The following is a 26,130-nucleotide window of genomic DNA, read 5'->3' as shown; positions in this document are numbered from 1 at the left end:
TTTCAATGCAAAGTGCTTCTCATTTTTTTGTATCCGCGTGGAACCGCTTGTCCAAGGACTAAAGGGCATGACGTTGTCATATGTATACTTTACGGATGGGGACTGTGGGTCCATAACAGAACTGATCTGGCCAGAACATGTCCAATTTACGTTTACGGGCGAAATTACAGATTGAACATGCAGAGGAGAACGAAATTATGGATCATTATTCAGGGTATATTTTTGATTTGGACGGCACGATTTATCTTGGGGCTGAGGCGATTGATGGTGCGGTGGAGACCATTCATTATTTGCAGGGACTGGGTAAGAAGCTATTGTTCTTGACCAACAAAACGATAGATTCCAGGGAAAACTATTTGAAGAAATTAAGGAAGCTTGGCATTCAAGTGGAAATGAATCATATATTGAATCCTGCACTCGTTACGATTCATTATCTTCAAAAACATCATCCGGGCGCAAACGTGTATGTCATTGGCGAAGATATATTGAAGAATGAGCTGCTGGACAATGGAATACGATTCGCCTCATCGCCGGAGGAAACCGATGTTGTGGTTGTATCTTGGGATCGGGATTTTCACTACCGTCATCTGGATTTTGCATATCAGGCGATTAAACGGGGCGCTGAAGTGATTGCCACCCACCCGGATCGAACATGTCCGATGCCTGGCGGCGATGTGCCGGATTGCGGCGGTATGATCGGTGCCATCGAAGGCACTGCCGGTATAACAATCACGACCGTCATGGGCAAACCCTCCGTCTTGACGGCATTGACGGCTCTTGATATTTTGGGAGTGCAGGCTGAAGATTGTCTGATGTCAGGGGATCGGCTGGAGACGGATATCAAGATGGGAAATCAGGCAGGGATGAATACGGCAATGGTGCTGACAGGCGTATCAACCAGGGACGATCTGATGAACAGCAGCGTGAAGCCCACCTATGTACTGAATTCGGTCTACGATATTTATCTCAGCGGTACTGCCGTGAAGCAGGCAGACGAAGCCAAGTCATGAGTATTTACAAAAATAAGCCGGGGCAACGGGAGAATTGGAGATGCTGCTGCGGCAACGAGGTGAAGACATGAAAACCAGTGTTGAAGGTGCACAACGAATTTCGTATTGCTTGAAGCGTAAGCCCATTATTACTTCATTAATGAATGCCGATGAACTCCCCAATGTACTAGCAACTGAGTCGAATATCGTGTTTATTCTTAAGACCGATATTTTTATCATCGAATCGATTGTTGAGCAGATTCGGGAGGCGGGCAAGCTCTCGTTTGTGCATTTTGATCTGATTGAAGGGATCGGCAAAGACAAGACGGGGGTTAAGTATTTAGCAGAAAAGGTTGGCATTGATGGTATTGTCACGACAAAAAACACCGCGATTGTTGAAGCGAAGAAACTGGGCTTGTTAACGGTTCAGCGACTGTTTGTATTCGATTCTGTTTCCCTGGACAACGGGATCAAGATGATTAAGGCCTCCAATCCGGATGCCATTGAAGTGCTGCCGGGCATGGTGTGTCAGCGGATTATGGAACGGATTCGTGCAGAGGTGGACGTGCCCGTCATCGCAGGAGGGCTCATGATCGATTTGGAGGATTTTGATACAGCTTTGAAGAGCGGTGTAATTGGCATATCCACCTCCAGCAAAGAGCTATGGCGCTGGCAGGATGAACATATGGTATAGCGAAGAGCCTCCGTAAATGACAAAGATGGGTGGAGATTAGGGAATGGATGTGTTTCAACTGGATACGGAGACCATGCTGATGCGGCTGCTATTGGCTGCATTGCTTGGCGGTTTAATCGGTTGGGAGCGGGAACGCAGAAACAAGCAGGCCGGTTTAAAAACCCATCTCTTGGTGGCTGTCGGATCAACACTGATTATGCTGACTTCCATTTACGGTTTTGATTCTGCACTGATCAATCATCCGAATGCGAGGTTTGATCCTGCCCGGCTGGCGGCACAAGTTGTAAGCGGTATCGGTTTCCTTGGTGCCGGGGCAATATTGCGGCGTTCCAATCATATCATTTCAGGTCTTACCACGGCGGCAACCCTATGGGTAGCAGCGGCTATCGGTTTAAGTGTCGGCTCCGGATTTTACTGGCCCGCGATCATAACGACGGCGATCGTTCTGGTCAGCACACTGGTGTTGAATAAATTGGAATCAAAATTTCTCTTTATTAAAAAGTCAGGCAGTTTGAAGATCATCATTGAGGCTGGAGATCGTCCAGTTCATGTAAGTACCATTACGGAATTGCTGCAAAAGGCAAATATGACGGTGGAAGGCATGATCGTGAATAATGACACGACGGAAGACGATTCGACCAAGGTGACGATGGAATTCCGGGTGTATTCTTTTAACAGCAAGGGAATTAACGGATTGTTCGAGCAATTGTGGCAGGTAGAGGGGATTAAGCAGGTTCGCATGAACTGGCGGGATTAAGCGTTTATCGGATTTGCTTGATGCCCGAATGGTTATAAGGCCACATCCTATGATTGGACTAAATATGCTGTACAGGGCTGAGCCCGGGTGGATCCCTGGCTCAGCTTTTTTGTCTTCTATGGAGCGGCAGATGTTTTCAAGGACGAGCTTCCTAGAGCCTGTACTCGAGGTCTATCAAAAGCCGAGATACTTCTGGCTATCAGGAATTGGGCCGCGTAATAAGTGGTCATGATCCATATGTCCGAATAGCGGATATCGGCAACAAACATGTTCCAGGACAAGATCGAGTCAGAGATGACAAAGAGGAGGCTTCCAAGCATCGCATATCGATTCCCGGTCATGATGGCTGTCCAGAGCATGAACGAAATGACTGCGATATAGGCGATGACAGGAATAATCAAAGCCTGTTCTCCGTTCGACTTGAGAGAAGACACCAATTGGATGCCCATCCATACCGAATAGGCTGCAATCGGAACGATGCTGAGAAGGCGGGGAGCTGAATAGCGCCACTGCCCCAAGAAGCCGGACGTGTAGAACAGATGCCCGATCAGAAAGGCAGAAAGACCGACAACAAACCAGATGAGCGTCCCGTCACCGATCATACAGAAGAACAGTCCTGTTAACAGCAAATAGTGAATTCTGGATCTATGGGGCGGGAATTGCCGATAGGCAAACAGGATGATGAGCCACATCGGAATGAGCTTGAACAGCAGCTTGACAGCCAAGGGTTCGGATGGAATGAAGAACATATAAAGCAGACTCATGATCAGGATGATCAATGGCAACATGTATCGTTTCAAATACAGTCCTCCTATGCGCATGTAATCTTAATGTAAGAGTATTCTTCTTATAGCATCCCTATCCCTCTTTCCTGTCTTCGCATGAAATAGATGGAAGTGTAAGAATAGATAAAATAACGTTTCGCGCTTGGAATTAAGGGTATAGACCATTTATCAGCGAAAATGGACAGAGAACATAAGAAGGGGTGACAGCTGTTGATGAAGAAGCGCAAAGGGGTTCGAGTGCTGCTGGCAGGGATTACTGCGGCGGTTATAGCCTTAACCGGAAACTTACAGTATGGAGGGGGAGTAGTGGCAGCGGAGGCATCCTCGAACAAACAGATTGAGATTAGAGTGAATGGAGGGAAGCTGATGCTCGATTCTCCGGCAATTATTCAGCATGGCCTAGTCATGGTTCCTTTTCGCGATATTTCGACTGCGATGGGGGCGGAGGTTCACTGGAATCAAGCCAAGCAGACCGCGGTTGTGAGCAACGGTAAACATACGACAAGTTATACAGTGGGAAAGCCCAATGCGATACAAGACGGTAAATGGGTGACGCTGGATGCTTCGCCTAAGCTTAAGGAAGGACGGGTCTATATTCCACTGCGGTTCTCGGCTGAAGGTCTCGGAGGCAAGGTAACCTGGAATAACGCTTCAAAACAAGCCATGATCTTTCCTGTGCTCACACCTAAAGAGGCTGAAACTGCCTTGTCCAAGAGTGCGGATCAAGTGATGACGCTATTGAAAAACAAAGATTTTGAGAAGCTTGCAGAATTCGCTCATTCAAAAGGAGTCACCTTCTCCCCATACGCTTATGTGGACCGTCAGAAGGATATCACGTTAAGCAAACAACAGCTGCGCGATGGGTTTAAAGATGATACCTTATACCGTTGGGGCGAGTTTGATGGCAGCGGTAAACCGATTTCCATGAATTTCGAAAAGTATTATAAGACGTTTATTTATACAAGCGATTTTGCCGCTGCGCCTTGGGTGGGTTACAACCAATCCAAAAGCGAAGGAAATACGTTGAACAATGCGACCAGCCAGTATAAAGGGGCAGTCATCGTTGAGTATTACTTCGATGGGGTTCATCCTGATTATGCTGGCATGGACTGGGAAAGCCTGCGTCTTGTGTTTCAGCAGGAAGGGAATACATGGGTCTTATCCGGAATTATTCATGATCAGTGGACGATCTGATGTTGCCATGAATGGTCGAAATCACGCGGAATATATGGTTTCGACCATTTTTTTAAAAAAATGCTTGCTTTTTAACTATGGGCGTAATATACTCTTAATTACGGTGATCAACACGATACCGACTTTACATAATATGCGGTCGTGGCGGAATTGGCAGACGCGCACGGTTCAGGTCCGTGTGGGCTAACCCCCGTGGAGGTTCGAGTCCTCTCGACCGCACCACTTCAATTATAATAGGTTTCTGATCTGCTGTTTTTGGCAGAGCAGGAACTTTTTTTATTTAAAATATTGAGGCTAGTGCTCATTACTTTCAGTAATTTGTAAGCTGTTTTTTGGTGCTGATGCCGCCAAGCATTTCACACATTTGCTCCACCGTAACGACATCTGGGTAATTCAGAAGCAGAAGGGTATAAGGGTCAGGAATAATAGTCGGCTCTGAGCCGGCTTCTGACATGTTTTATCTCCTCGTAGCCTGGAAGAAACGAAAAAACCCGCGAAAAACCTTGATTTTACAAGGCTTTTCCGGGTTTTATGTTCCTCTTCTTGGACAATAACATGTACGACTCAAAATCGAGTGGGAAACCGTGGAGGTTCGAGTCCTCTCGCCGGTATTACTTTACTAAGAGCAGTTCATTAGATTAAAAATCTAGTGGACTGTTTTTATTTTTATTACTTCATTCATTCGGTTTGCGGAAGTGACCTTGGAACTGAATTCCAAGTGAGTATAGATGTTGGCTGTGGTGGAATAGACACTGTGACCCAGCCATTCTTGTACTTCTTTCATGCTAACGCCAATTGCTATGGCACGAACCCTACTGGTCATAGCCTATAGCATGCTGAAAAACAAAGAAGCTTACCTAGAAGGCCGACCCCAAAAACGAGCAAGTTAATTAGTGCTACCAACCCATAGATCGTCTAGCGCTTCCATTGCTAATTCATCTTCAATGGAATGAAGAACAGGATGGCTGTCTACCAGCACCAAGTCTACAACCTCCAGTCCCTGGCTCCAACAAACGACCAACTGTTTCAACCGCGATCAGTCCTCCCATGTTGCTGCCAGTATTCAGTTGGGGCAGGACTTCGCTCAACGTTCCCCCCATCTCTGTTTCATGCTTCATAGAATCGCCCTTGAAACCGTCAGTTTGGCTAATTGTATTATTTTTTACGTATGAGGCAACAAAATCAGTGAGCTCTGCTACTGTTGGATCGTTCAACATTTGCCGCAGAAAGGCATCAAACGGAATGGACTGACCGTCACAAGCATAATTACTCAATCGCGCAGCTTCCCGTCAACCTGAGCCATGATTAGTGAATTCGCACCATGTTATGCGGAGGGCCCCCTGCCTATTGATAATAAGGGACGGAATCCGCTAAATAATCATGCCCTGTCTTGACGCCGGGCCGGAGCAGCCGTATGGTACAAGTGACAAGAACTGACAATCGTAGGGAGATACATGCTCAAGAAGGGGGAACTATGAATACATTCACAGCCTATGGCCGGCAGCTCCGGCGGCAGATCGCCGGCAGGTATTACCGGATATCCATCAAACAGAGGATTCTGTTCTCGTTCATCGTGCTGATTACGCTGTCCATCAGTGCAATGGGCACCTTCTCGTATTGGATTGCCGCGCAGGAGATCGAGGATAATGCCTACGCCGGCAGCCGGGAGACCGTAAGCAAAACTGCCCAGCTTCTGGATTCCCGCCTGAATGATGTGGCGCTGTCCGTGCAGTCCCTGATGCTGAGCGATGCGTACCGCAAGATGATGCTCGATGTGTTCAGCCATGATGTGTCGAATTACTACGTACATCTGTCCGATCTGCAGTATGTCCTCTCGCAGGCAATGTTCAATCAGCCGATCATTGAGAATGTGCTGATCGTTACCCCGATTGGCGATTTCTATCCCACTACGCAGATCCGGGCGCAGGACAATTCGTTCTACGGCTCGGAATTATATGATCTGAGCAAGGAGCAGCCGGGCGGCTACTGGGCCAAAGGACATTATGACCGGTTGTTCACAGGCAGCCAGCGGGTGGTCTCCTTCGTAGTCCGGGGAATTTATGAATACCCTTACACGCCGATCAGCAATGTATTTATTGTGGTCAATATCAGGGAGAGCCGGATAGATGAGCTGTTGAATACAGGCGGAGAACAAGCAGGGAGAAATTATTATCTGGTGAACGGGGAAGGAGAGGCGGTGGTGGAGTCCCGCTGGCCGTTCCGGGGCAGGTTCCCCTGGAAGCCGGTGCTTGCTGAAGCCGGAAAAGCAGCCGATCCGCAGGTTCACAACTACAGCTATGGCGGCAAGGAGTATCTGGTAAATTATACAAGCTCAGCAGCATCACCCGACTGGATTATCTCCGGGATGCAGTCGCGGGACCAGTTGCTGGGTAAGCTGCAGCGGGTGCAGCGCATTACCCTCTATGTCATCGTTGTCTTCCTGCTGGCGACCTGGCTGATCTCCAATCAGCTGACATCTGTGCTGCTGAAGCCCCTGTTCAAGCTGCGGCGGCTGATGCGCAGAGTCGAAGAGAACCAGCTCAGTGTGGTGTATGAGAGCCGTTATGAGGACGAGGTTGCCCAGGTTGGCTTTCAGTTCAACCGGATGATGTCGGAGATTAAGACGTTGATCGAGGATGTGAAGACCAAGGAGGAGGGCAAGCGTCATGCAGAGATCCGTGCCCTTACGGCGCAGATGGAGCCGCACTTTCTGTACAATACGTTGAACACCATTTATTGCAAATCGGTAATGGGCGAGAATGACGATGTGAATGAGATGATCCTGTCTTTGTCGCAGATGTTCCAGATCGGGCTCAGCGGCGGCAAGGATCTGATTACCCTTGCGGATGAGCTGTCCCACATGCGGCAGTATTTCGCCATTCAGCAGAAATGCTATGAAGGATTGTTTGAATACACGGTGACGGTAGAGGACGAGGCCCTGCTGTCCTGCCTGCTGCCGAAGATTATCCTGCAGCCGGTGGTGGAGAACAGCATTCAGCATGGATTCAGCGACCGGACAATAGGAGGCAGGATAGACATCACGGTCAGCCGGGAGCAGGGGCTCCTGCATATTTGCATTACCGACAACGGACGGGGGCTTGATGCTGAACGGGTCAAGCAGGGGATGGTCAGGGCTCCGCAGTCGAGGAAAGGTTATGCCCTGTTCAACATCAGGCACCGGCTGGCCCTGTATTACGGGGACGAAGCCCGTATGGACGTTGGCGGCGAACCATGTAAGGGATCGCGGACGGATCTGTGGATTCCCGCAGAGGAGGAGAGTTGAAGGATGGACCAAAAGCTGGAGCCGGAAAGGTTCAAATTATGTGTAATCGACGATATCAAAAGTGTGGTGGAGATGGTCTCGCGCAAGCCGCCGTGGCAGGAGCACGGTATTGAGGTCACAGGTACGGCGCTTAACGGCGAAGCGGGCCTGCAGATCATCCGCGAGACCCGGCCGGACATTGTGCTGACGGATATCCGAATGCCAAGAATGGATGGCCTGCAGATGACCCGGGCGATACTGGAGGTGCTGCCGGACTGTAAGATTATTATCCTCAGCGCTTACTCGGAGTTCTCTTATGCCCAGGAAGCCATCCGGCTGGGGGCGCTTGATTTCGTGAAGAAGCCCTTTTCCCTGGAGGAGATTGTGAATGCAGTGCTGAAGGCCAGGGAGCTGTGCCGGGAGGAGCGTCAGGAGACCGCCAGACTTGCTGTAATGGAGGCGAGAATCAGGGAAAGTCTGCCTATTCTCCGCCAGGAATATCTCACCTTCCTGCTGCACCACCAGACGACAGAAGCGGATGCCCGTTCCCGCTGGGCCTATCTCGATATCCCGCTGGACCAGCATGATTTCTTCGTGTTTGTCGCCGAGATCGATCATTTCGCGGAGAAGCTGAGCGGCCAGCCTGTGCAGGAGGTCGAACTGCTGCGGTTCAGCCTGCACAATATTCTCGAAGAGACGATTTCCGCCTGGACCCGCGGCGTTATTATCCGGGAGGCGACAGACCGGTACGTCTGTATCATGAACGGCTCAGACCCGGAGACCGCCGCGCTGATTACGGAGGCCTGCTGCATGAATGTAAGCCGCTTCTCGCGTCATACCATTTCTATTGGCGTGGGCCTAGGCACAGCGGCGATTCAGGAGCTGGGCACGGCGTACAGGCAGGCGCTTAGCGCGCTGGGGTATCATTTCTATACCGGGGGCAACGGGGTATATCATTATAGCAATATCGAGAATAAACCTCTCTCGCTCCACAGCTATTCCGCCGCCGCCGAGCAGGAGCTGCTGTTCGCCCTGCGTTCCGGCAATTCCGCCAAAAGCCTGCAGGTGCTGGACCAGCTGTTCGCGGAGCTGCTGGACAGCGGGCTTTTGCCTGAGCCGCGTTATGTTGAAAGTGTCGGCTATGAGCTGAGCTCCAGGATCTGCCGGGTCCTGCTGGAGCAGTTCCCTTATGGGCAGGTGGAGCCGCTGGAACTCAGAATTGCCGCCATGAAGAACCAGGTGCATCCTTCCCTGCAGGATATCCGCGACCTGCTGTCCTGGCTGTGTCGGGAGGCCTGTGCGCTGGTGGAGCAAGCCCGTTCTTTGGAGTCCACGCGGATAATCCGCCAAGCCGTCGAATATATCCATAGTCATCTGGATACGGGGCTGTCGCTGGAGCAGATGGCGAAACAGATTAACCTTAGCCAGGGGTATTTCTCCAATCTGTTCAAGAAGGTGCAGGGGATTTCGTTTCAGCAGTATGTGATGCATGAGAAGATGGAGAAGGCGAAGGCGATGCTGATCAGCGGCCGGCAGGTTCAGGAGATCGCCCAGGATCTCGGGTATGAGCACAGGCGCTATTTCAGCGAGGTGTTCAAGAAATATACCGGCATGACCCCGTCCGAGTTCAAATTGTATTATATTGGAAAAGAATAGGAATCAGCAGGGGAGGGATTTCCGCAGGGCGGAGATTACCTCCCTTATCTGTATCCAACTCCTGCAGAAATCTGCCCTTAATGTGGGCTTACCCGCCTTATCTGGATGCGCCTATCGAACTATAATCAGGTTGTAAGCGAATACAGCAGGGATACATAAGGGGGCACTACCAATGATGAAGCGTATGCTAATGACATCTCTTAGCCTGGTCCTGGCACTTGGCTTGGCAGCCTGCGGCAACGGTAACAGTGGCGGCGGCAATGCAGTTGAAGGCACGGGAGACGGGGCGAAAGCTGGTTCAGGGGAAAAAACTAAAATCAGCTACTGGACAGGCGACCGCCACGATGCGGATTTCGTGAAGGAGAAGGTAGCCGAGTTCAACTCAACCAATACTGACGGGATTGAAGTGGAGCTGGTCGTTAAGGGCGATGACTTCGATACCGCGCTCGATCTGTCCTTCCAGACCTCCGATGCACCGGATGTGATCCGGGTGAAGGAGAATACCGTCCAGACCTTCTACAAAAAAGGCTTTCTCGCTCCGATTGACGAGTTCCTGAACGATGAGCTGAAGGCGAAATTCCCGGCCATGCCGGATCTGAATGAATTCGACGGCAAGCGTTACAGTCTGCCGAACTATGGAACGACCATGCGTCTGGTGTACAACAAGGATCTGTTCGCCAAAGCGGGCATTGAACATCCGCCGACTACCCTGCAGGAGCTGGTGGATACAGCCAAGAAATTGACAGAAGCCGGCAAAGCGGACGGCGCTTACGGCTTCGCCCTTAACTTCAAGAGCCCCGGCAGTGCGTTCGCACGTTCGGCACGGGTGGTTGCGGAGATGAGCGGCTATGGCGGCTTCGGGTATGATTTCAAGACAGCCCGCTACGACTTCAGCGGCTTCGAGCCGATCATCAATGCCTTTAAGCAGATCAGGGACGACGGCAGCATGCTGCCGGGTGTAGAATCGCTGGATATTGATCCGCTGCGGGCGCAGTTTGCGGAAGGCAAGATCGGAATGTATATGTCCTACTCCTCAGAGCCTGGCGTCTACAAGAATCAGTTCCCGGCCAAGATTGACTGGGCGGCCGCTCCGGTTCCTACCATCGACGGCACCGTGAAGGGGGCTTCCGGCTTCCTCGGGGGCCAATGGCTGGCGCTGAGCTCGAAATCAGAGCATAAAGAAGCAGCCTGGAAGTTCATGGAGTTCATGTACGGCGATCAGGTGCTGACGGATTATCAGGAAAAAGGCTTCGGCATCTCCATGGTTCCATCCATTAGCGCAGCAGCCAAGACACCGGATGTGAACGGCATTGAAGGCTTCCTGCCGAACAAGCACGATGGGGTGTGGCCGGTCTATCCGTCTGTAGCACCGGAAGGAATGAAATCGGATGACGCCTTCTTCAAATATATGCTGAACGGCGGCGACCTGAAGGCGGTTATCGCAGATCTGAACAAACGCTATAATGCTGCACTGGACAGTGTGATTGCGAATGACGGCGTAAAGGCCGAGCCGGATGCCGGCTTCGATCCCGCCGCTCTGGGCGGCAAGTTCGCCAAATAGACAGAAGGTTAGGGATATAGGCCGGGATAGCGGGGGATGAGGGAGCAGCTTCCTCATCCCTCTGCTCTGGCCGCAAGGGAGAGGAGCCGGAAGAAACCAGATGAACAAAACAAAACATGCCTTATTTTCATACAGCTTTATCTTTCCAAGTGCCTTGCTCACGTTGGTCCTCGGGATTTACCCGATTGCCTGGGCGTTCCGCTATATGTTCTATGATTACAAAGGGTTCGGAACGGCCCGGTTTACCGGTCTGGCCAATTTCAGCCGCATCCTGAAGGACACCCAGTTCTGGGATTCGGTGGTGAATACGTTTGTATATGCAGGCGGCAAGCTGCTGATCACCATTCCGCTGGCCCTGCTGCTGGCAGCCATATTGAACCGGGGGCTACGGGGCAGACAGTTGCTGCGGGGGATTTTCTTCATGCCGACCGTCATCAGTACCGCCGTAATGGCCGTAGTCTTCTTCACGATTTTCAACTCGTATAACGGAATTCTCAACCAGTTCCTGATCCGCTCGGGCCTCTCCGATTCCGGTGTGGATTGGCTGGGGCCGAAATATGCCATGCTCACCGTCATCCTGGTTGCGGCCTGGGGAGCGGTCGGCAATTATATGCTGCTCTTCCTTGCCGGTCTGCAGAATATTCCCGAGGATGTGTATGAAGCCTCTTCCCTGGATGGGGCAGGGAAAATTCAGCAGTTCCGCTATGTCACCCTGCCGATGCTCGGGCCTGTCATGCAGATGGTTATTATGCTGGCGATCATTACAGCCCTGAAGGGCTACGAGAGCATCATGGTACTGACTGAAGGCGGTCCTGTAGGCAAGACGGAGGTCATGTTCCTGTATTTGTACAAATTATTTTTCCCTGTCGGCGGGGGCAGCGCGGCGGTTCAGGTCCAGGAGTTCGGATACGGCAGTGCGGTCGCCTTTGTGTCTGCGGTCATTGTAGGGATGATATCACTCATTTATTTCTACGCATCCAGACGCATGAATCAGACCGATTGAGGAGAGAGGCTATTATGAGACTAAGAACCATACTGGGCAATATCATCCTGTGGATTTTTTTGCTGGCTGTTGCTTTTATTACGCTGATTCCGGTCGTTATCACCATCCTGGGCTCCTTCAAGACTAATGCTGAGCTTACTGCGGGAGCGACCTTCCTGCCGGCGAGCTGGCACTTCTCGAACTATGCCGAAGCCTGGGCGCAGGCCAATTTCTCCAGGTATACCCTGAACAGCCTGATTGTCTCCCTGGCGGCTGTGGTCGGCACGCTGCTGGTATCATCCATGGCGGCTTATGTGGTGGACCGGATGGATTTTGCCGGCAAAAAATTGTATATCGGACTGCAATCCTTCACCATGTTCGTGGCTGTAGGGGCGGTCGTGCTGCGTCCGCAGTTCGATCTGATGGTTAAGCTTCATCTGCACAGCAGCCTGTGGGGCGTTATATTGATTCTGATCTCCGCCCATGCTTCGATCTTCTTCATTCTCTCCAGCTTCATGAAGGGGATTCCCCGCGAGCTGGACGAGGCGGCGCTGATGGACGGCAGCTCTCCCGGCCGGACCTTCTGGCGGATAATTCTGCCGCTGCTCGGACCCGGACTTGGCGTAGGTGCCCTGTTCACCTTCCGCGGCGCGTGGAATGAATATCTGCTGCCGCTCGTGTTCACGATGACGAAGCCGGAGCTGCAGACGCTGACCGTCGGGCTGGCGAACCTGAAATACGGGATTTCGGCCGCTTCTCAGACCCACTATATGATGGCAGGCGCCTGCTTGTCCATTCTGCCGATTCTCGTGGCCTATCTGTTCGCCAACAAATCCTTCATGCAGATGACGGCCGGTTCCCTCAAAGGGTAGCGGTCCGGCCCTGCGCAACCCATATTCCATATTTAACATTCAAGGAGGTACACCCCATGACTCAACACGCTCCGGCAATTCTGCAATCTGCCCCGTTCATCCGGCGGTATCCGGGCAATCCGGTGCTGGATGCAACGAAGGTTCCTTACCCCACCGCACTGGTATTCAATGCCGGTGTAACGAAATTTAAAGGCAAGTATGTGATGATCTTCCGTAATGATTACGGCTCACTGGTCGATCAGACGCTTGAGCCGCACCACACCACGGATCTCGGCATTGCTTACAGTGACGACGGGCTGAGCTGGACCGCCGGCCCGAAGCCAGTGTTCAAAATGCATGACGAGGAAATTATCCGCGCCTACGACCCGCGCCTGACCGTGATCGGCGGCCGTTGTTATATGTGTTTTGCCGTGGATACGCACCATGGCATCCGCGGCGGAATTGCCGTTACCGATGATCTGGAACACTTCGAGGTGCTCAGCCTGTCTACACCGGACCTGCGCAATATGGTACTGTTTCCCGAGTTGATCGGCGGCAAGTATGTCCGGCTGGAGCGTCCCTTCACGGTATACAGCCGCGGCGGCCGGGACCGCTTCGATGCCTGGATCTCCGAGTCGCCGGACCTGAAGCATTGGGGCAACTCCAGCCTACTGCTCGCCGTTGAGCAGGTGCCGTTTGCCAATGACAAGGTCGGCCCGGCCGCACCTCCGGTCCGGACGGATAAGGGCTGGCTGACCACCTTCCATGCGGTGGATGTGGACCCGGCCAGAGGCAAGCACGGTTGGGAGGACACCTGGAAGAAGCGTTATACCGCCGGAATTATGCTGCTGGATCTGGAGGACCCCCGCAAGGTGATCGGCATGAGCAGGCAGCCGCTGCTGGCACCGGAGACAGACTATGAGATTGGCGGGGGCTTCCGCAATCATGTGATTTTTCCGGGAGGGATGATTCTGGAGGATGACGGCGAGGTCAAGATCTATTACGGCTCTGCAGATACGGTGGAATGTCTGGCAACGGCCCATGTGGACGATCTGCTCCGGCTCTGTCTGGAGCCGGAGCATAGATAAGATTGGAAGCAGGCTGAGGGCGGAAATGCGGAGTAACAGTGGGGCCATGTGCCATGATTGGAGCGGCTTGCGCGGAGATTGTGCATGAAGTGTAACAATGCTAGATCAATAGCAGCGACCGTGGGGAGATTGTGCATAAAATGCAACAATACAGCTCAGTAGTAGCGACCAACGCAGAAATCCTGCACAAGGTGCAACAAAACCGGGGCTGTACTTTAAAAGGAAACTTTGCTGATGCAGAAAAGGTTAGTATTACTCTGCCACTTCCGAAGCTGAACAGGAATATGTCGACTTTATGAAAAGAGTAATAGAGCATCACTGGTGAAATCATTATTCACTGATGACAGAGTATTTTCTGAAAATATGAAAGGGGTGTTTATTTATGTTAAAAAAGTTAAAATTATTAAGTTTAATTGTTTGTATGCTCGCCAGTCTGTTAGCTGTCGTTCCTTCGACAGCAAGAGCGGCGGCTACAATTGTAAGCTATCCATTACCGCCGATCTATACCACGACCAGTCAATACACGGTAACAGCAGACTCTACCAATATACCGGTAATCGACACTTCGGCGGTATTTGTAAACTATAATTATTGTAATTTCTCTTTTTCAGGTACTACTACAATCACAATAACAGCAAGCGAGCCAATCAATACCTATAATATTTCTCCCAAAGCTTTGGGAATCACTGCAACAAAGAGCGGAAATACACTTACATTTACACTTTCATCACCAACCTATCTTATCGTTAAAATCAATAACCTGAAAGATCTGGTTATTGCGGCAGATGCTCTTGAAACCAATGTTCCGGCTTCATCCGGTACAGGTATATACAATGTTAAAACTCAATACGGTGCCGACAGTACCGGTGCCGCTATGGCTACAACTGCAATACAAAACGCCATAAATGCGGCTAACGCAGCAGGTGGCGGTATCGTATACGTTCCAGCCGGAGTTTACAAGAGCGGAAACCTTGTTTTAAAAAGCAATGTTTCGGTTTATCTGGAGGGTGGTTCTGTTATAAGGGGTTCAGGAAATCCAAGCGATTACACCACCCATTTCCATAAGAATTCTCTGAATAAGGATGGAACATGGTTTATTTATACCGAAACCAATGCAAACAATATTAAGATATACGGCAGAGGGACTATTGACGGCAATGGCCATTACATGAGAAATACAAACAATTATTTGAACAATATTCTTGTACCCTTGCAGTGCAGCAACTTCACAGTTGACGGCATAACCATAAGAGACAGCGGTGGCTGGGCTACAATCGTTACAAGATCTAATAACGTAACATTCCAGAATACAAAGCACTTCAACAACAATGAACTTGATTATGAAAATGATGCAATAGACATTCAAGAGAGCCAGAATGTACTCATAAAGCACACGGTAGCAGTATCGGAGGATGACACATACTCATTTAAGACATGGGATGTAGCAACTACGGATATAGCTGCAAACTGGCCGGGAAGTCCTGAAAACCAGTCAAATGTAGTTGTGGATGATGCTTTGGCTTGGAGCAGATGTGGAGCATTCAAGGTTGGAGATGGAGTGAAACAGCTTCAGGATGGCATAGTTGTTAAAAACTCTTATGTATACAGATGCTGGCGCGCTTTAGCGGTAGGTCATCTTTATGGGACTCCAGCAGCACAAAACATCATATTTGACAATATAGATGTAGAAGGCTTCTGGCCAAGATCCGGTGTTCACTCCAGGTGGTTTGATCTTTCTGCAAAAAGCGGTCCGATAAAAAATGTGGTCTATAATAATATCAATTTACGCGCTTTAGGTGAAGTTTCAATAATGAAGGGTTGGAGTGACACATCTACTGTCTCCGGAGTTACATTAAACAATGTTCGCGTCGGTGGAGTTGCGGCAACTACACTCGCAGAATTGAAAATAACAGATACTAACAGCTATGCTGCAGCTCCCAAATTCAACACATTGAAATTTGAAGCGGAAGGTTATAACCTTAGTTCAGGTGTTATATCCTATGAGGCAAGCACTGATGGTGGGCTGGATGTTGGTGGAGGGAGTAATGGCGACTATATAGCATTTAAAAATGTAGACTTTGGTAGTACAGCTAAAACAAGTATTGATTTGAAGGTTGCATCCGCTAATTCCGGCGGAAGGATAGAATTCCACTTGGACAGTCCTACAGGCACTATGCTGGGTTATTGGACGGCAGAAAGCACAGGCGGATGGCAGACATGGTCAGTAAAGAATATCCCGCTTAATGCCGGGACAGCTGTAGGAACCCATACGGTATATGTTACTTTTGTTAAGTCAGATTCAACCACAGTTGCAAATTTAACTTGGTTCCAGTTCAAATAGAATGGAAACGGTTTGATTTAATTGCAATAAGATGGATAAAGGGGTATATCAAATGATATGCCTCTTCATTCAGCTAAAGTTTTTTTCTACGACTGACCAACTAACACAAAAAAACAGCGAACCATAACGTTCTTCCGGCAAGTCTCGCCATGCCTCACCACTTCGGGCAATCCAAAGAAAGGCGTTAAACATCGTACGATTGCTTAATTTCGACGGTCTTCCTGTTTGATAGGGCGGGAACATGTCCTTTATTTGTTCCCACTGTTCATCGGTTATTTCGTACCGTCTTGGAATCATGCTTGTTTCTCCATTCGTTTTTCTCATATCATACCATAGGATTCTTTAGTTTTCAGACACGACCTAGATAAAGCGTAAGCAAGATTGTATGCAGTGGTCGTTTTGGACATTTCAATTACCCTCCCTGAAGCAGATGCTTCATTATTTTGTCAATGGTAGGGAGCGGGCCGTTCTGTTGTTGTTCTTTCTGAGTTCTTCCCGAGTTCTTCCCGAGTTCTCTCCAACATCCCCAAAAGGCTTCATTTTGCCCAGATGCCGGGAACCCTTACGGGGCTTGGAAAAGACCAGAAAAACCGCTGAAAACCTTGATTCTACAAGGCTTTTAGCGGTTTTTAAATTCCTCTTCTTGGACTTAACTTCTGCTATCTTCTCAATAGCAGTGCGACTCAAAATCGTGAGGGAAACCGTGGAGGTTCGAGTCCCCTCACCGGCACCAAATGCATTTATCAGTAGTTCATTAGATCAATAGATCATGTGTCTAATTCGGCGTTTTTAGCGTTTGAGTGAGCTACCAGGTAATATGTTCGATACTGTAATTACATCCTACACTTTCCGTCCTAAGGTTTTGTAAAATAGATCTAGCCAATGGCTCTTGGGAACAGCAATCTCCTGAGAACTATCATGCATCCTTAAAGTAAGAGGCAGCAGCCGGGTGGCATTCAGGTTTTTATTCCTGATTCCTCCAGGCTTTTTGTTTTACATTAACAATGCGCAATTCCAAACAAATTGCGTAAACGTTTTAACAAAGAATTGGTTAAAAAAGGAGGTTTTAAATAAGGGAAACAACGGGTTAACGTTTCTAGTTTTTTTGAGGAGTGGCTGATAGTTAGATTCTAATAAAAGTCGTGTGATTTTTCCTGAGGCTTACTCGGTAACAATGAAGAGCTTGATTTTATGTGATAATATATGACATATAAACAAGGTTGTATTAAGATTTTAGTTGAATACCGAACAAAGACCTAACATAGATAGGGTAGATATCGTAAATGTAAACGTTTTATTTTTTGGTTTTTATAAAAAAACCTATTGTAATCTGATTGATCATGAACTACAATAAAATCAGAAATTGCGTAAACGTTTACATTTTTAGAGTGGGAAATGAACTCATATCGTTTATTATCAAAGGGAAATATTGAGAAAACGTTATGACTTTAAACTAAAGGAAGGGGGGTGGCTAAAACGAACAAGGAAATTACAATTAAGGACGTAGCCAAGCAAGCAAATGTATCTGTAGCTACGGTATCCCGAGTGATGAATGGACGGGATCGCGTAAGTGAAGCCACTCGCAAGAAAATACTCAAAATAGTCGAAGAGATGAACTTTGTGCCAAATACGATGGCTGCATCGATGGTCAATAAAAAAACCAACATGCTATCCGTCGTAGTGCCGGAGATTCAGAATCCCTTCTACACCGCAGTCATTGGCGGTATGGTAGAGGTAGCCAAGAAGGAGGGCTTCACCACTCTAGTCGTTGCCACGAATAGCGATGAGGCGGAGGAGGAAGAATTTTTTGAAAGCTTCCTAGGGAAAAATGTGGATGGAATCATCTTAATCGGCACGCATAAGGATGCAGAGTTTTACCGGAACATTCGCAAGCCTACCATCCTTGTCGACCGTTATATCAACGATTGCGGCCACGATGGTGTCTTAATCGACAACTTCCGCGGCGCGTACGAAGCGACCAAGCATTTCGTGGACTATGGTCATGAACGCATTGCCATTATAGATGGGGCGCATGATTTTAACGATGGCAAGGACCGTTATTGGGGATATCGTCAAGCTATGCATGAGAGCGGCCTGACACCCGATCCTGCCTATCACAAGCAGGGGAATTGGCTGGAAGAGGACGGCTACCGATTTACGACGGAGCTTATGCAATCCGAGCAACCACCGACAGCTATATTTGCGGCTAACAACGTCATCTGTACGGGTGCGATTAAAGCGATACGCGATTTGAATCTCCGAATCGGAGAGGATATTTCTTTAATTGGCTTTGATGATAACGAGCTTGCCCAGTTCGTGCAGCCAAGAGTGACCGTGGTCAGCAGACCGACAAGAGAGATGGGAATTCAAGCGGCGGAAATGCTCATTCAAAAAATCAAAGGACAGCCTAAAGAACGGACGAAGCTGAAAAAAATGATATTGGATGTTGAATTGAAGAAATTCGGCTCAGTCAAAAGACTGAAGGAGTAATACTGGGGGGGAGAGCTATGGCGAAAATCTTGGTAGTGGGCAGCATGAATATGGACATTGTCACACAGGTTGAGCGTCACCCGGTTCCCGGCGAAACAATACAGGGCAACGAGACCCGTTTCTTTATTGGGGGCAAGGGGGCTAACCAGGCGGTTGCCGCGTCTCGCTCCGGAGCTTCGGTCGCTATGGCGGGTGCACTGGGCTCGGATTCCTTTGGGATCGACATACGCAGGGAATTGGCGGAGGCTAGGATTGATCTTGATCATGTTATCGAGAAGCCGTGTATGACGGGGCTTGCTTTGATTACAATCGATGGAGCAGGCGAGAACAACATTATTTTATCCTCAGGCGCTAATGGAAGGTATGGTGCAGACGAGGTAGATCAATTGGACCTCTCTGGTTTCGACGTCATTTTGCTGCAAAATGAAATATCATCGGCAGCCAATCAAAGGGTGCTGGATAAAGCGGCAGAGCAGCGTATTCCGGTATTTATGAATCCAGCTCCAATTGACGGGTTTGACCAGAGCCAACTGAGCAAGGTCACTTTCCTCATTCTGAATGAGGTCGAGGCGGAGGAGCTGAGCGGCATCCGTATTGAAGGAAGCAGCCAGGCGCTGGAGGCCGGAAAGAAACTGCTAAATGACGGCATTCCTCATCTCATTATTACTTTGGGAAGCAAAGGCTCTATCTATATGGACCAAGCTGGAAGGCAAATCACATATCCCGCATTTTCGGTTGATGTAGTGGATACGACAGCTGCTGGAGATACCTTCATCGGAGCATTCGCAGCTAAATATGTAACGGGAGCGGAGCTGCCCGATTGCCTGCGCTACGCGACAGCGGCATCGGCGCTGGCTGTATCTGAACCAGGCGCCCAGAGCTCGATTCCGGCAGATGATCAGGTACAATCGTTTCTTACAGCGGGAAACAATAGGACGATAAGACTGTTATAAAAAAGGCAATATACGGGGTTTCTTTCCTGGAAAGAGACACCTGTATTCTCAGACTTTGACGATTTAACGCTTAGTCTTGTTAAAGTTATCCAAAAGCAGCCCAGTAAGGTGAATAGGAGGTCGAACGATGAGGCATCCGGTTTTGAAAATGGAAGGCATCAGCAAGGAGTTCCCAGGGGTCAAAGCGTTATCTGATGTTGGCTTTGAACTGTATCCGGGCGAAGTTCATGCGCTTATGGGGGAGAACGGAGCAGGAAAATCCACGCTGATGAAAATTTTGTCCGGCGTATATTCACCGACGCAAGGAACGATCAGACTGAAGGGCAAAGAAGTGACATTCGGCAACCCGCTTGACGCCCAGCGGCAAGGTGTGTCCATTATCCATCAGGAATTCAATTTGTTTTCTAATTTGACGGCCGCGGAAAATATATTTATCGACCGTCCGGAAATGGTGGGCAGATTCGGACGGATACAGTGGTCCAAAATGTATGACGAGGCGCAGCGTTTGGTTGATTCCATAGGAGGAGGTGAAATTGATGTCCGCCAGGAGGTCCGGCATCTGGGAGTCCACAGCCAGCAAGTAATCGAAATTGCGAAAGCGCTATCTTTTCAAGCGGATGTGCTCATTATGGATGAACCGTCAGCGGCGCTTCCGGAAAACGAAGTGAAAAAAATGTTTGATGTGGTGAAGCGGCTTCGAGCGCAAGGCGTAGCCATCGTGTATGTCTCCCACCGCATGAAGGAAATATTTGAAATTGCGGATAAGGTAACGGTGCTGCGGGATGGAGCCAAGATTGACACCCGTGGGATCGATGAGGTGACCGAACAGAGTTTGATTCAAATGATGGTGGGCAAAGAGGTAGGCCAGCTATATCCCGTTAGGGAGCAGAAGCACGGTCAAGAGGTTGTGCTGAAGGTCGAGCAGCTGTCGCTCGATTCTGAACACAGTGTATCTTTTGAGCTGCGAAAGGGAGAGATATTAGGGCTGTTCGGCGTTCCGGGTTCGGGCACGCATACGATTGCCGAGCGTTTATTCGGTCTAAAGCGGGGAACGGGTGAAATCACCATTCGTGGCGCAGCGGTGAAAATCAATAGCCCGAGCCAGGCCAAAGCGAAGAAAATTGCTTATGTTCCGCCGGATCGTCACCGACAAGGCATCATTAAACCGATGTCAATCCGGCAAAATCTGTCGATCCCAATACTGCCCCAGCTTTCAAAGTACACAGTGCTGGACGAGGCGCGGATTAAAGAGATGAGCGGGGAGTATATGGAGAAGCTTCGGATTAAAGCGCCCAGCGACGGACAAAGCGTAGACTTTCTTAGCGGCGGCAATCAGCAAAAGGTCGTGATTGGCAAATGGCTTGCAGCGAATCCGGATATTCTTATTCTGGAAGAGCCAACTCGGGGAGTTGACGTTGGAGCGAAGGCGGAGATCTACAATATTATTCATCAACTGGCCCAGGAAGGTTTGAGCATCCTGCTGATTTCGTCCGAAATGCCGGAGGTGATTGGACTCAGTGATCGAATCCTGGTGCTATACAAAGGCACGATCGTGCATGAATTTGCACATGGCGAGGCTGATCAGGAACAATTGCTGCAGCGTGCTTCACATCCGCTCTCAGAAGGAGGCCGCATATGAAACGCCTACTCAATGTGCATGAAGCGCCTATTATCTTATTTACCATTCTCGTTACGCTGTTGTTTTCCATCCTTTCACCGGACTTCTTGCAATTCGAAAATATAAGGCTGATTCTGGATCAGAACATCTCCATGTTTATCGTGGCGATCGGGATGACGATGGTCATTCTGTTGGGGGGCATGGATTTATCAGTCGGCTCCGTGCTGGCGGTGACAGCTACTTCTGTCGGGTTGTTTCTCAGCCATGGCATTCATCCGTGGATTGCAGCCGCTATGGGGATGTGCATCGGGGTTCTATGCGGCATGGTCAATGGCTATTTCATCGCAGTTAGGAAAATACCGGACATCATCGTCACCTTGGCGACCATGTATATCTTCCGTGGCATTGCGGTAGGGATCAGCGGAGGAACCTGGATGACGAACTTTCCGCAAGGATTTCGCTTCTTCGGACAAGGATATTTGCTCGGTATTTCCTTTCCGCTGCTGATAGCCGTCATTCTCATCGCAATCTTCATCTATTTAATGAAATTCACCCGCGTGGGCCGAAGGATCTACTCCATTGGAGGGAACGGTCCGGCAGCCAAGCTTGCGGGAATCAGCGTAGCCCGAACGAAGTTTAAGGTCTATGTATTAACCGGCTTGCTGGTCGGGATCGCCTCGGTTATTTTTGCAGCAAAGGTAGGCAGTGTGCAAGCCTCGACAGCGGGCAGCGGTTTAGCGTTTGAAGTCATGGCAGCCGTTCTAATCGGCGGGGGAAGCATATTTGGGGGCGTCGGCACCATAGCCGGAACGATGCTGGGCGTGCTCTTTATGGGCATTGTTAAAAACGGGCTCATTATATCCAAGGTTTCTCCGTTCTGGGTTGATGCCGCAACTGGTTTTCTGATTATTCTGGCAATTGTTATTAACACGCTGCAGCGCATACGGCAAAACAAAGGAAAAGAGGGGGATTTGGTATGAGTACATGGACAAGCCGGTTCCCGCTTAAGGGAAATAAGCTGATCGTTCAAATGCTGCTGTTGCTCGTCATTATCGTGCTGTTCAGCTTCTTGTCTCCCTATTTCCTGACCGTCACCAACTTTATGAATGTGCTGAACCAGATGGTTGAAGTAGGGCTGATCGCCATACCGATGACCATGATCATCATATCCGGTGCCATGGATCTTTCGGTAGGCTCAATTCTCGCTTTCTCCGCTGTAAGTATGGGAGTTGCCTTTGAGCGGGGCCTCGATATATGGATCAGCGTGATCATTGGGCTGCTGGCTGGCTTGCTGTGCGGGGCGGTTAACGGCTATCTGATCGCAAGGCACCGAATGCAGGCGATCGTCGTCACCATTGGCATGCTCGTGATGCTGCGGGGTCTGGTCTACGTAATCAATCAGGGCAGACCCATTAGCGGCTTTCCGGATGCATTCTACTTTATGGGCCAGCAGTATGTCGGCGGCATTCCGGTTAATGCGATTTTCCTAGTGGTGATGTTCCTTCTGGCCAGCTTTGTCATGAAGAAAACAAGATTCAGCACTTATGTGTACGGCATTGGCAACAATGAAGAGGTTGTCCGCTACTCAGGTATCTCGGTCGTACGCATCCGGTTTATCCTCTTTATGCTTAGCGGATTGTTTTCGGCCTTGGCGGGTATATTTCTGGTGTCGCGTCTGGCAAGCGCAGAGGCGACATCGGGTACCAATATAGAGCTCGATGTCATTACAGCGACTCTGATAGGGGGCACACATATTTTTGGAGGAAGGGGGAGTCTTTCAGGCACATTTGTCGGGCTGCTAATCATCGTGTTTTTGCGTAATGGATTGAATCTGTTAGGTGTATCCGTGCTTTACCAGGCAGTCATATTAGGGGCATTGCTTCTGCTTGCTGTAGGAAACAAAAAATTCAATGGAGAGTGAAACCTATGAAAAAGCTGGCATTGACGTTACTGACGGGCGTATTGGCTTTGAATTTGGCAGCATGCGGAAGTACAAGCGGGAATCAAACGGATAACGGAGGCAAAACGAACCAGGGAGCTTCGGGATCCAGAACTTACTTTATGAATCCAAAGTCCATCGGTCCTGCTTATTGGGCGGCGGCTGAGAAGGGCGCGAAGAAGGCGGAAGCCGATTTGAAGGTAAAGGTTCTGTTCAATGCGCCGACAGAGGCGGATTCCTCCAAGCAAATTAATATGATTCAGGATATGCTGACCCGCAAAGTAAGCGGAATCGGTGTATCGCCCAATGATGCTAAAGCGGTAGGCCCTGTGTTCAAGAAGGCGGCAGGGCAAGGCGTCAATATTGTGACCTGGGACAGTGACGCGCCGGACACAGACCGCCAATATTATGTAGCTCCAGCTACAGACCAAGAAATTGGGGAGCTTCTGGCCAAAACGATCGGGGAGGAAATCGGCGGCAAAGGACAGGTAGCGTTCATGGTAGCCGGTCTGGGCTCACAAAACCAGATTGCCAAATCCAATGCGGCTAAAGCTTATTTTGCAGCCAACTATCCGGGTATTGAAGTCGTAACGACTGTCGCGAGCGACGACGATCAACAGAAGGCGTATGCCAATGCGCAAAACCTGCTTCAAACTTATCCTGATCTGAAAGGCATTATCGGATTTGCAGGCGGCGAACCACCGGCCGCTGCAGAGGTAGTGGAGCAAGCTGTAAAGGCAGGTACTTTGGAGAAAAACCAAGTAGCCATTACAGGCATTGCCGTGCCGAGCCTCGTGAAAAATTATATCAAAAACGGCACGATCAAAACGGATATTATTTGGGATCCGGGCAAGCTGGCTTACGTAACGGTCTATATTCTGGATCAACTGGCACAAGGCAAGGAAATCAAGGACGGCATGGATGTTCCGACGATAGGGACTGTGAAGGTAGACGGACAAAGTGTCTTTATTGGTACGCTTGAAGTCACGAACGATAATGTGGACAGCTTTGATTTCTAATAACACCCTTAGGAGGCGGCCTTAATGGAGTATAAGGTGCAGATAGAAGATTTAACGGAGGAGGCTTTTGCGCCCTATGGCAAAGTAGTGGATATACCGGCGACTGATCCTTCCAAATCCGGCGACGGGTGGGATTGCTGGAGCTATGTTCAAATGCTGGATGTTTGGGAGCCCATCGGATTTGGCCTTGTGATCACCAAGCGACGTGAATTTGTCGTCACGGCTATGGAGAGGCATGTCAGTCGTGAAGAGATGCTGCTTACCTTTGATCGTGAGATTGTGCAGCCTGTAGCATTGTGCATGGATATTGACAATCCGGATGAAAGCCCTGATGCTTCCACCGTCAAGTGCTTCCGAATCAAGCCCGGACAAGCTATCGTCATCCATCGGGGGGTCTGGCATAGCCCGGCCTACCCGGCTGCGGACGACGCCCGTTATATGTTCGGCATCGAGAAGAAAAAGGATAAATTCGGGGATGAAATGATCAATCCGTGGGTTGATTTTATGAACGGAAGCACTGTTCGATTCGAATAAGGGAGCAGGCACGGCTCCTGATACTCTTGCTTACGGCAGCTGCGGATTCATGCGGTGTCAGGAGAGTGCTGCCACAAAGGAGAGAGAGAGATGAACCAAGAACAAAGAGTGATGGATTGGATCGAGAATCATCAAGATGAAATTATTCATTTTTTACAACAGCTTATTCAAATTCCGAGCGTGAACCCCTGGTTCTTCGAGGAGCCAGGGCCATCGAAAGAGAAGGACCTGCAACAATTTATTGCCGGCAAGCTGGAGAAACTGGGTGCGGACATCGAGATTTGGGAGCCCGTCGCTGATGAACTGAAGCAATATGAAGGCATGGCGGGCTATTATCCGGGAAGAGATTTTACGGGCAGACCCAATCTGGCGGCTACGTTTGGCAAAGGAACGGAAGGCAAGTCCCTGCTCTTATTTGGCCATATCGACGTCGTCATGGCAGGCTCCAAATGGACAGTCGATCCGTTCGAGGGCAAAGTGATCGACGGGAAGATGTACGGTCGCGGCACCGTTGATATGAAGGGCGGAGTTGCAGCCATGATTATGGCCGTCGAAGCGATTCTTCGCAGCGGGTTTAAGCTTAAAGGTCCGGTTGTTGTCGGCACGGTCGTCGATGAAGAAGCGGGAGGCATGGGGGCGCTTGATTTCATCCACCATGGCTATCGGGCGGATGCTTGTATTTTAACAGAACCGACCTCGCTTACGATCGCTCCGCTTTGCCGGGGAATTTTATGGGGCAAAATCAAGATTCAAGGCCGCAGCGGCCATATTGAGATGCCGCAAGCGGATTGGCAGGACGGCGGCGCGGTGGATGCGATTAAGAAAGCGAGATATATTCTGGAGCATTTGGACCGCTTGAATGAGCAATGGGCTGTCAGCAAGACTCATCCCTACTTGGCGATCCCTTGTCAGGTGCATGTCGCGCAATTAAACGCTGGGGAATATCCGACCTCCTTCGCGAATGAGGCGGAAATCGTATTCAACGCGCAATACTTGCCTTCGGAGCGAGACGAGAAGCTTGTAGGCGGCAACGTAAAGAAGGAATTGACGGACTTTCTGCGCGAGGTATCGGAATCAGATCCTTGGCTGCGTGAGCATCTGCCGGAAATCGAATGGCTGGTGGATGCCGATTGTGCGGAAACAGATGTGTCTCATCCCTTTGTTCAGACCTGTGTGCAATCCTTGAAGGCCATCGGAGAGGAAGGGAAGATCGAAGGACTGGGCTTCCATACCGATATGGGCTGGCCGGTGAACGTCGGCATTCCGACTGTTAACTTTGGACCTGGCGACCCAAGCCTTGCCCATCATAGCGATGAATTTACTCCTGTCGACGAAGTGATTCAGGCGGTCAAGATGATTGCCAAAACGATTGTGGACTGGTGTGAAATCGAGGAAGCGTAAAAACGGGATCAAGACG

22 protein-coding genes, 1 tRNA gene and 1 pseudogene are annotated in these 26,130 nt (G+C 49.7%); 20 read left to right on the top strand and 4 right to left on the bottom strand.

The annotated features are described in order from the left end of the window. The first annotated feature begins 197 nt into the window (after positions 1-197). The 3 genes from ABEW73_RS02175 to ABEW73_RS02165 all read left to right on the top strand — a co-directional run bounded on the left by ABEW73_RS02175 (position 198) and on the right by ABEW73_RS02165 (position 2,440). On the top strand, positions 198-1,010 hold the full coding sequence (locus ABEW73_RS02175) for an HAD-IIA family hydrolase (protein WP_430171846.1): 813 nt from the start codon (positions 198-200) through the stop codon (positions 1,008-1,010). A gap of 67 nt (positions 1,011-1,077) precedes the next feature. Next, a complete protein-coding gene (locus ABEW73_RS02170; protein ID WP_076325856.1) occupies positions 1,078-1,683 on the top strand; it encodes a glycerol-3-phosphate responsive antiterminator in 606 nt (201 codons plus the stop codon). Positions 1,684-1,726: 43 nt separating this feature from the next. Continuing rightward, complete coding sequence (locus tag ABEW73_RS02165) at positions 1,727-2,440, top strand: MgtC/SapB family protein (protein WP_213643831.1); 714 nt, start codon at positions 1,727-1,729, stop codon at positions 2,438-2,440. Positions 2,441-2,556: 116 nt separating this feature from the next. Here ABEW73_RS02165 and ABEW73_RS02160 read toward each other — a convergent pair whose 3' ends face one another. Beyond that, the gene (locus ABEW73_RS02160; protein ID WP_430171844.1) at positions 2,557-3,240 is read right to left on the bottom strand and encodes a lysoplasmalogenase; all 684 of its coding nucleotides are present in this window, start codon (positions 3,238-3,240) and stop codon (positions 2,557-2,559) included. A 198-nt stretch (positions 3,241-3,438) separates the two neighbouring features. Between ABEW73_RS02160 and ABEW73_RS02155 the strand changes: the two genes are divergently transcribed. Together ABEW73_RS02155 and ABEW73_RS02150 are read left to right on the top strand one after the other, a co-directional pair. Further along, entirely contained in the window at positions 3,439-4,419 is a 981-nt protein-coding gene (locus tag ABEW73_RS02155) for a copper amine oxidase N-terminal domain-containing protein (RefSeq protein ID WP_076325671.1), read from the top strand. Positions 4,420-4,554: 135 nt separating this feature from the next. Continuing rightward, positions 4,555-4,641, top strand: a tRNA-Leu gene (locus ABEW73_RS02150). Positions 4,642-4,729: 88 nt separating this feature from the next. Here the strand turns inward: ABEW73_RS02150 and ABEW73_RS02145 are convergent. Both ABEW73_RS02145 and ABEW73_RS02140 read right to left on the bottom strand, forming a co-directional pair. Further along, a complete protein-coding gene (locus ABEW73_RS02145) occupies positions 4,730-4,873 on the bottom strand; it encodes a hypothetical protein (protein WP_213643833.1) in 144 nt (47 codons plus the stop codon). A 487-nt stretch (positions 4,874-5,360) separates the two neighbouring features. Beyond that, entirely contained in the window at positions 5,361-5,693 is a 333-nt protein-coding gene (locus ABEW73_RS02140) for a hypothetical protein (protein WP_430171842.1), read from the bottom strand. Positions 5,694-5,893: 200 nt separating this feature from the next. On the opposite strand from ABEW73_RS02140, the gene ABEW73_RS02135 reads away from it, so the two are divergent. From ABEW73_RS02135 to ABEW73_RS02105, 7 genes are all read left to right on the top strand, one after another. Then, positions 5,894-7,702 (top strand): cache domain-containing sensor histidine kinase, encoded by a 1,809-nt coding sequence (locus ABEW73_RS02135; protein ID WP_430171840.1) that lies wholly within the window; start codon positions 5,894-5,896, stop codon positions 7,700-7,702. Positions 7,703-7,705: 3 nt separating this feature from the next. Beyond that, entirely contained in the window at positions 7,706-9,337 is a 1,632-nt protein-coding gene (locus ABEW73_RS02130; RefSeq protein ID WP_430171838.1) for a response regulator, read from the top strand. 172 nt (positions 9,338-9,509) lie between these two features. After that, positions 9,510-10,898 carry an ABC transporter substrate-binding protein gene (locus tag ABEW73_RS02125; protein ID WP_430171836.1) on the top strand — a complete coding sequence of 463 codons (1,389 nt, stop codon included), beginning with the start codon at positions 9,510-9,512 and terminating at the stop codon, positions 10,896-10,898. A gap of 100 nt (positions 10,899-10,998) precedes the next feature. After that, positions 10,999-11,901 (top strand): carbohydrate ABC transporter permease, encoded by a 903-nt coding sequence (locus ABEW73_RS02120; RefSeq protein ID WP_036725649.1) that lies wholly within the window; start codon positions 10,999-11,001, stop codon positions 11,899-11,901. Positions 11,902-11,915: 14 nt separating this feature from the next. Further along, positions 11,916-12,752 (top strand): carbohydrate ABC transporter permease, encoded by an 837-nt coding sequence (locus ABEW73_RS02115; RefSeq protein WP_018751893.1) that lies wholly within the window; start codon positions 11,916-11,918, stop codon positions 12,750-12,752. Between the two features lie 56 nt (positions 12,753-12,808). Then, positions 12,809-13,819 carry a glycoside hydrolase family 130 protein gene (locus ABEW73_RS02110; protein ID WP_430171834.1) on the top strand — a complete coding sequence of 337 codons (1,011 nt, stop codon included), beginning with the start codon at positions 12,809-12,811 and terminating at the stop codon, positions 13,817-13,819. Positions 13,820-14,201: 382 nt separating this feature from the next. Continuing rightward, positions 14,202-16,160: a carbohydrate-binding protein gene (locus ABEW73_RS02105; protein WP_430171832.1), complete on the top strand. Its 1,959-nt coding sequence runs from the start codon at positions 14,202-14,204 to the stop codon at positions 16,158-16,160. Positions 16,161-16,235: 75 nt separating this feature from the next. Here the strand turns inward: ABEW73_RS02105 and ABEW73_RS02100 are convergent. Then, positions 16,236-16,457: pseudogene (locus tag ABEW73_RS02100) on the bottom strand (transposase); the annotation flags it as partial. 1,170 nt (positions 16,458-17,627) lie between these two features. On the opposite strand from ABEW73_RS02100, the gene ABEW73_RS02095 reads away from it, so the two are divergent. From ABEW73_RS02095 to ABEW73_RS02060, 8 genes are all read left to right on the top strand, one after another. Then, a complete protein-coding gene (locus ABEW73_RS02095; protein ID WP_430171830.1) occupies positions 17,628-18,650 on the top strand; it encodes a LacI family DNA-binding transcriptional regulator in 1,023 nt (340 codons plus the stop codon). A 17-nt stretch (positions 18,651-18,667) separates the two neighbouring features. Further along, positions 18,668-19,603, top strand: coding sequence for a ribokinase (locus ABEW73_RS02090; protein ID WP_430171828.1), 936 nt, complete (start codon positions 18,668-18,670; stop codon positions 19,601-19,603). Positions 19,604-19,730: 127 nt separating this feature from the next. After that, complete coding sequence (locus ABEW73_RS02085) at positions 19,731-21,242, top strand: sugar ABC transporter ATP-binding protein (RefSeq protein ID WP_430171826.1); 1,512 nt, start codon at positions 19,731-19,733, stop codon at positions 21,240-21,242. Continuing rightward, positions 21,239-22,201: an ABC transporter permease gene (locus ABEW73_RS02080; protein ID WP_430171824.1), complete on the top strand. Its 963-nt coding sequence runs from the start codon at positions 21,239-21,241 to the stop codon at positions 22,199-22,201. The genes ABEW73_RS02085 and ABEW73_RS02080 overlap by 4 nt, the downstream gene beginning before the upstream one ends. Further along, a complete protein-coding gene (locus ABEW73_RS02075; protein ID WP_430171822.1) occupies positions 22,198-23,142 on the top strand; it encodes an ABC transporter permease in 945 nt (314 codons plus the stop codon). Before ABEW73_RS02080 ends, ABEW73_RS02075 begins: the two co-directional genes overlap by 4 nt. Positions 23,143-23,147: 5 nt before the next feature. After that, the gene (locus ABEW73_RS02070) at positions 23,148-24,179 is read left to right on the top strand and encodes an autoinducer 2 ABC transporter substrate-binding protein (protein ID WP_430171820.1); all 1,032 of its coding nucleotides are present in this window, start codon (positions 23,148-23,150) and stop codon (positions 24,177-24,179) included. Between the two features lie 24 nt (positions 24,180-24,203). Next, entirely contained in the window at positions 24,204-24,713 is a 510-nt protein-coding gene (locus ABEW73_RS02065) for an ureidoglycolate lyase (RefSeq protein WP_430171818.1), read from the top strand. Between the two features lie 90 nt (positions 24,714-24,803). Continuing rightward, positions 24,804-26,114 (top strand): ArgE/DapE family deacylase, encoded by a 1,311-nt coding sequence (locus ABEW73_RS02060; protein ID WP_430171816.1) that lies wholly within the window; start codon positions 24,804-24,806, stop codon positions 26,112-26,114. The last annotated feature ends 16 nt before the right edge of the window (positions 26,115-26,130 follow it).

The organism is Paenibacillus lautus, assembly GCF_050482385.1.
Classification (GTDB): Bacteria; Bacillota; Bacilli; order Paenibacillales; family Paenibacillaceae; genus Paenibacillus_AQ; species Paenibacillus_AQ lautus_B.
Note: the sequence above shows the minus strand (reverse complement) of the source record. Positions and strands in the feature narration are given on the sequence as shown.

Excerpts from the sequence above, each read along its gene's own strand:
- ABEW73_RS02175 (WP_430171846.1), top strand. The coding sequence starts at position 198 with ATGGATCATTATTCAGGGTATATTTTTGATTTGGACGGCACGATTTAT.
- ABEW73_RS02170 (WP_076325856.1), top strand. The coding sequence starts at position 1,078 with ATGAAAACCAGTGTTGAAGGTGCACAACGAATTTCGTATTGCTTGAAG.
- ABEW73_RS02165 (WP_213643831.1), top strand. The coding sequence starts at position 1,727 with ATGGATGTGTTTCAACTGGATACGGAGACCATGCTGATGCGGCTGCTA.
- ABEW73_RS02155 (WP_076325671.1), top strand. The coding sequence starts at position 3,439 with ATGAAGAAGCGCAAAGGGGTTCGAGTGCTGCTGGCAGGGATTACTGCG.
- ABEW73_RS02145 (WP_213643833.1), bottom strand. The coding sequence starts at position 4,873 with ATGTCAGAAGCCGGCTCAGAGCCGACTATTATTCCTGACCCTTATACC.
- ABEW73_RS02135 (WP_430171840.1), top strand. The coding sequence starts at position 5,894 with ATGAATACATTCACAGCCTATGGCCGGCAGCTCCGGCGGCAGATCGCC.
- ABEW73_RS02130 (WP_430171838.1), top strand. The coding sequence starts at position 7,706 with ATGGACCAAAAGCTGGAGCCGGAAAGGTTCAAATTATGTGTAATCGAC.
- ABEW73_RS02125 (WP_430171836.1), top strand. The coding sequence starts at position 9,510 with ATGATGAAGCGTATGCTAATGACATCTCTTAGCCTGGTCCTGGCACTT.
- ABEW73_RS02120 (WP_036725649.1), top strand. The coding sequence starts at position 10,999 with ATGAACAAAACAAAACATGCCTTATTTTCATACAGCTTTATCTTTCCA.
- ABEW73_RS02115 (WP_018751893.1), top strand. The coding sequence starts at position 11,916 with ATGAGACTAAGAACCATACTGGGCAATATCATCCTGTGGATTTTTTTG.
- ABEW73_RS02110 (WP_430171834.1), top strand. The coding sequence starts at position 12,809 with ATGACTCAACACGCTCCGGCAATTCTGCAATCTGCCCCGTTCATCCGG.
- ABEW73_RS02105 (WP_430171832.1), top strand. The coding sequence starts at position 14,202 with ATGTTAAAAAAGTTAAAATTATTAAGTTTAATTGTTTGTATGCTCGCC.
- ABEW73_RS02090 (WP_430171828.1), top strand. The coding sequence starts at position 18,668 with ATGGCGAAAATCTTGGTAGTGGGCAGCATGAATATGGACATTGTCACA.
- ABEW73_RS02085 (WP_430171826.1), top strand. The coding sequence starts at position 19,731 with ATGAGGCATCCGGTTTTGAAAATGGAAGGCATCAGCAAGGAGTTCCCA.
- ABEW73_RS02080 (WP_430171824.1), top strand. The coding sequence starts at position 21,239 with ATGAAACGCCTACTCAATGTGCATGAAGCGCCTATTATCTTATTTACC.
- ABEW73_RS02075 (WP_430171822.1), top strand. The coding sequence starts at position 22,198 with ATGAGTACATGGACAAGCCGGTTCCCGCTTAAGGGAAATAAGCTGATC.
- ABEW73_RS02070 (WP_430171820.1), top strand. The coding sequence starts at position 23,148 with ATGAAAAAGCTGGCATTGACGTTACTGACGGGCGTATTGGCTTTGAAT.
- ABEW73_RS02065 (WP_430171818.1), top strand. The coding sequence starts at position 24,204 with ATGGAGTATAAGGTGCAGATAGAAGATTTAACGGAGGAGGCTTTTGCG.
- ABEW73_RS02060 (WP_430171816.1), top strand. The coding sequence starts at position 24,804 with ATGAACCAAGAACAAAGAGTGATGGATTGGATCGAGAATCATCAAGAT.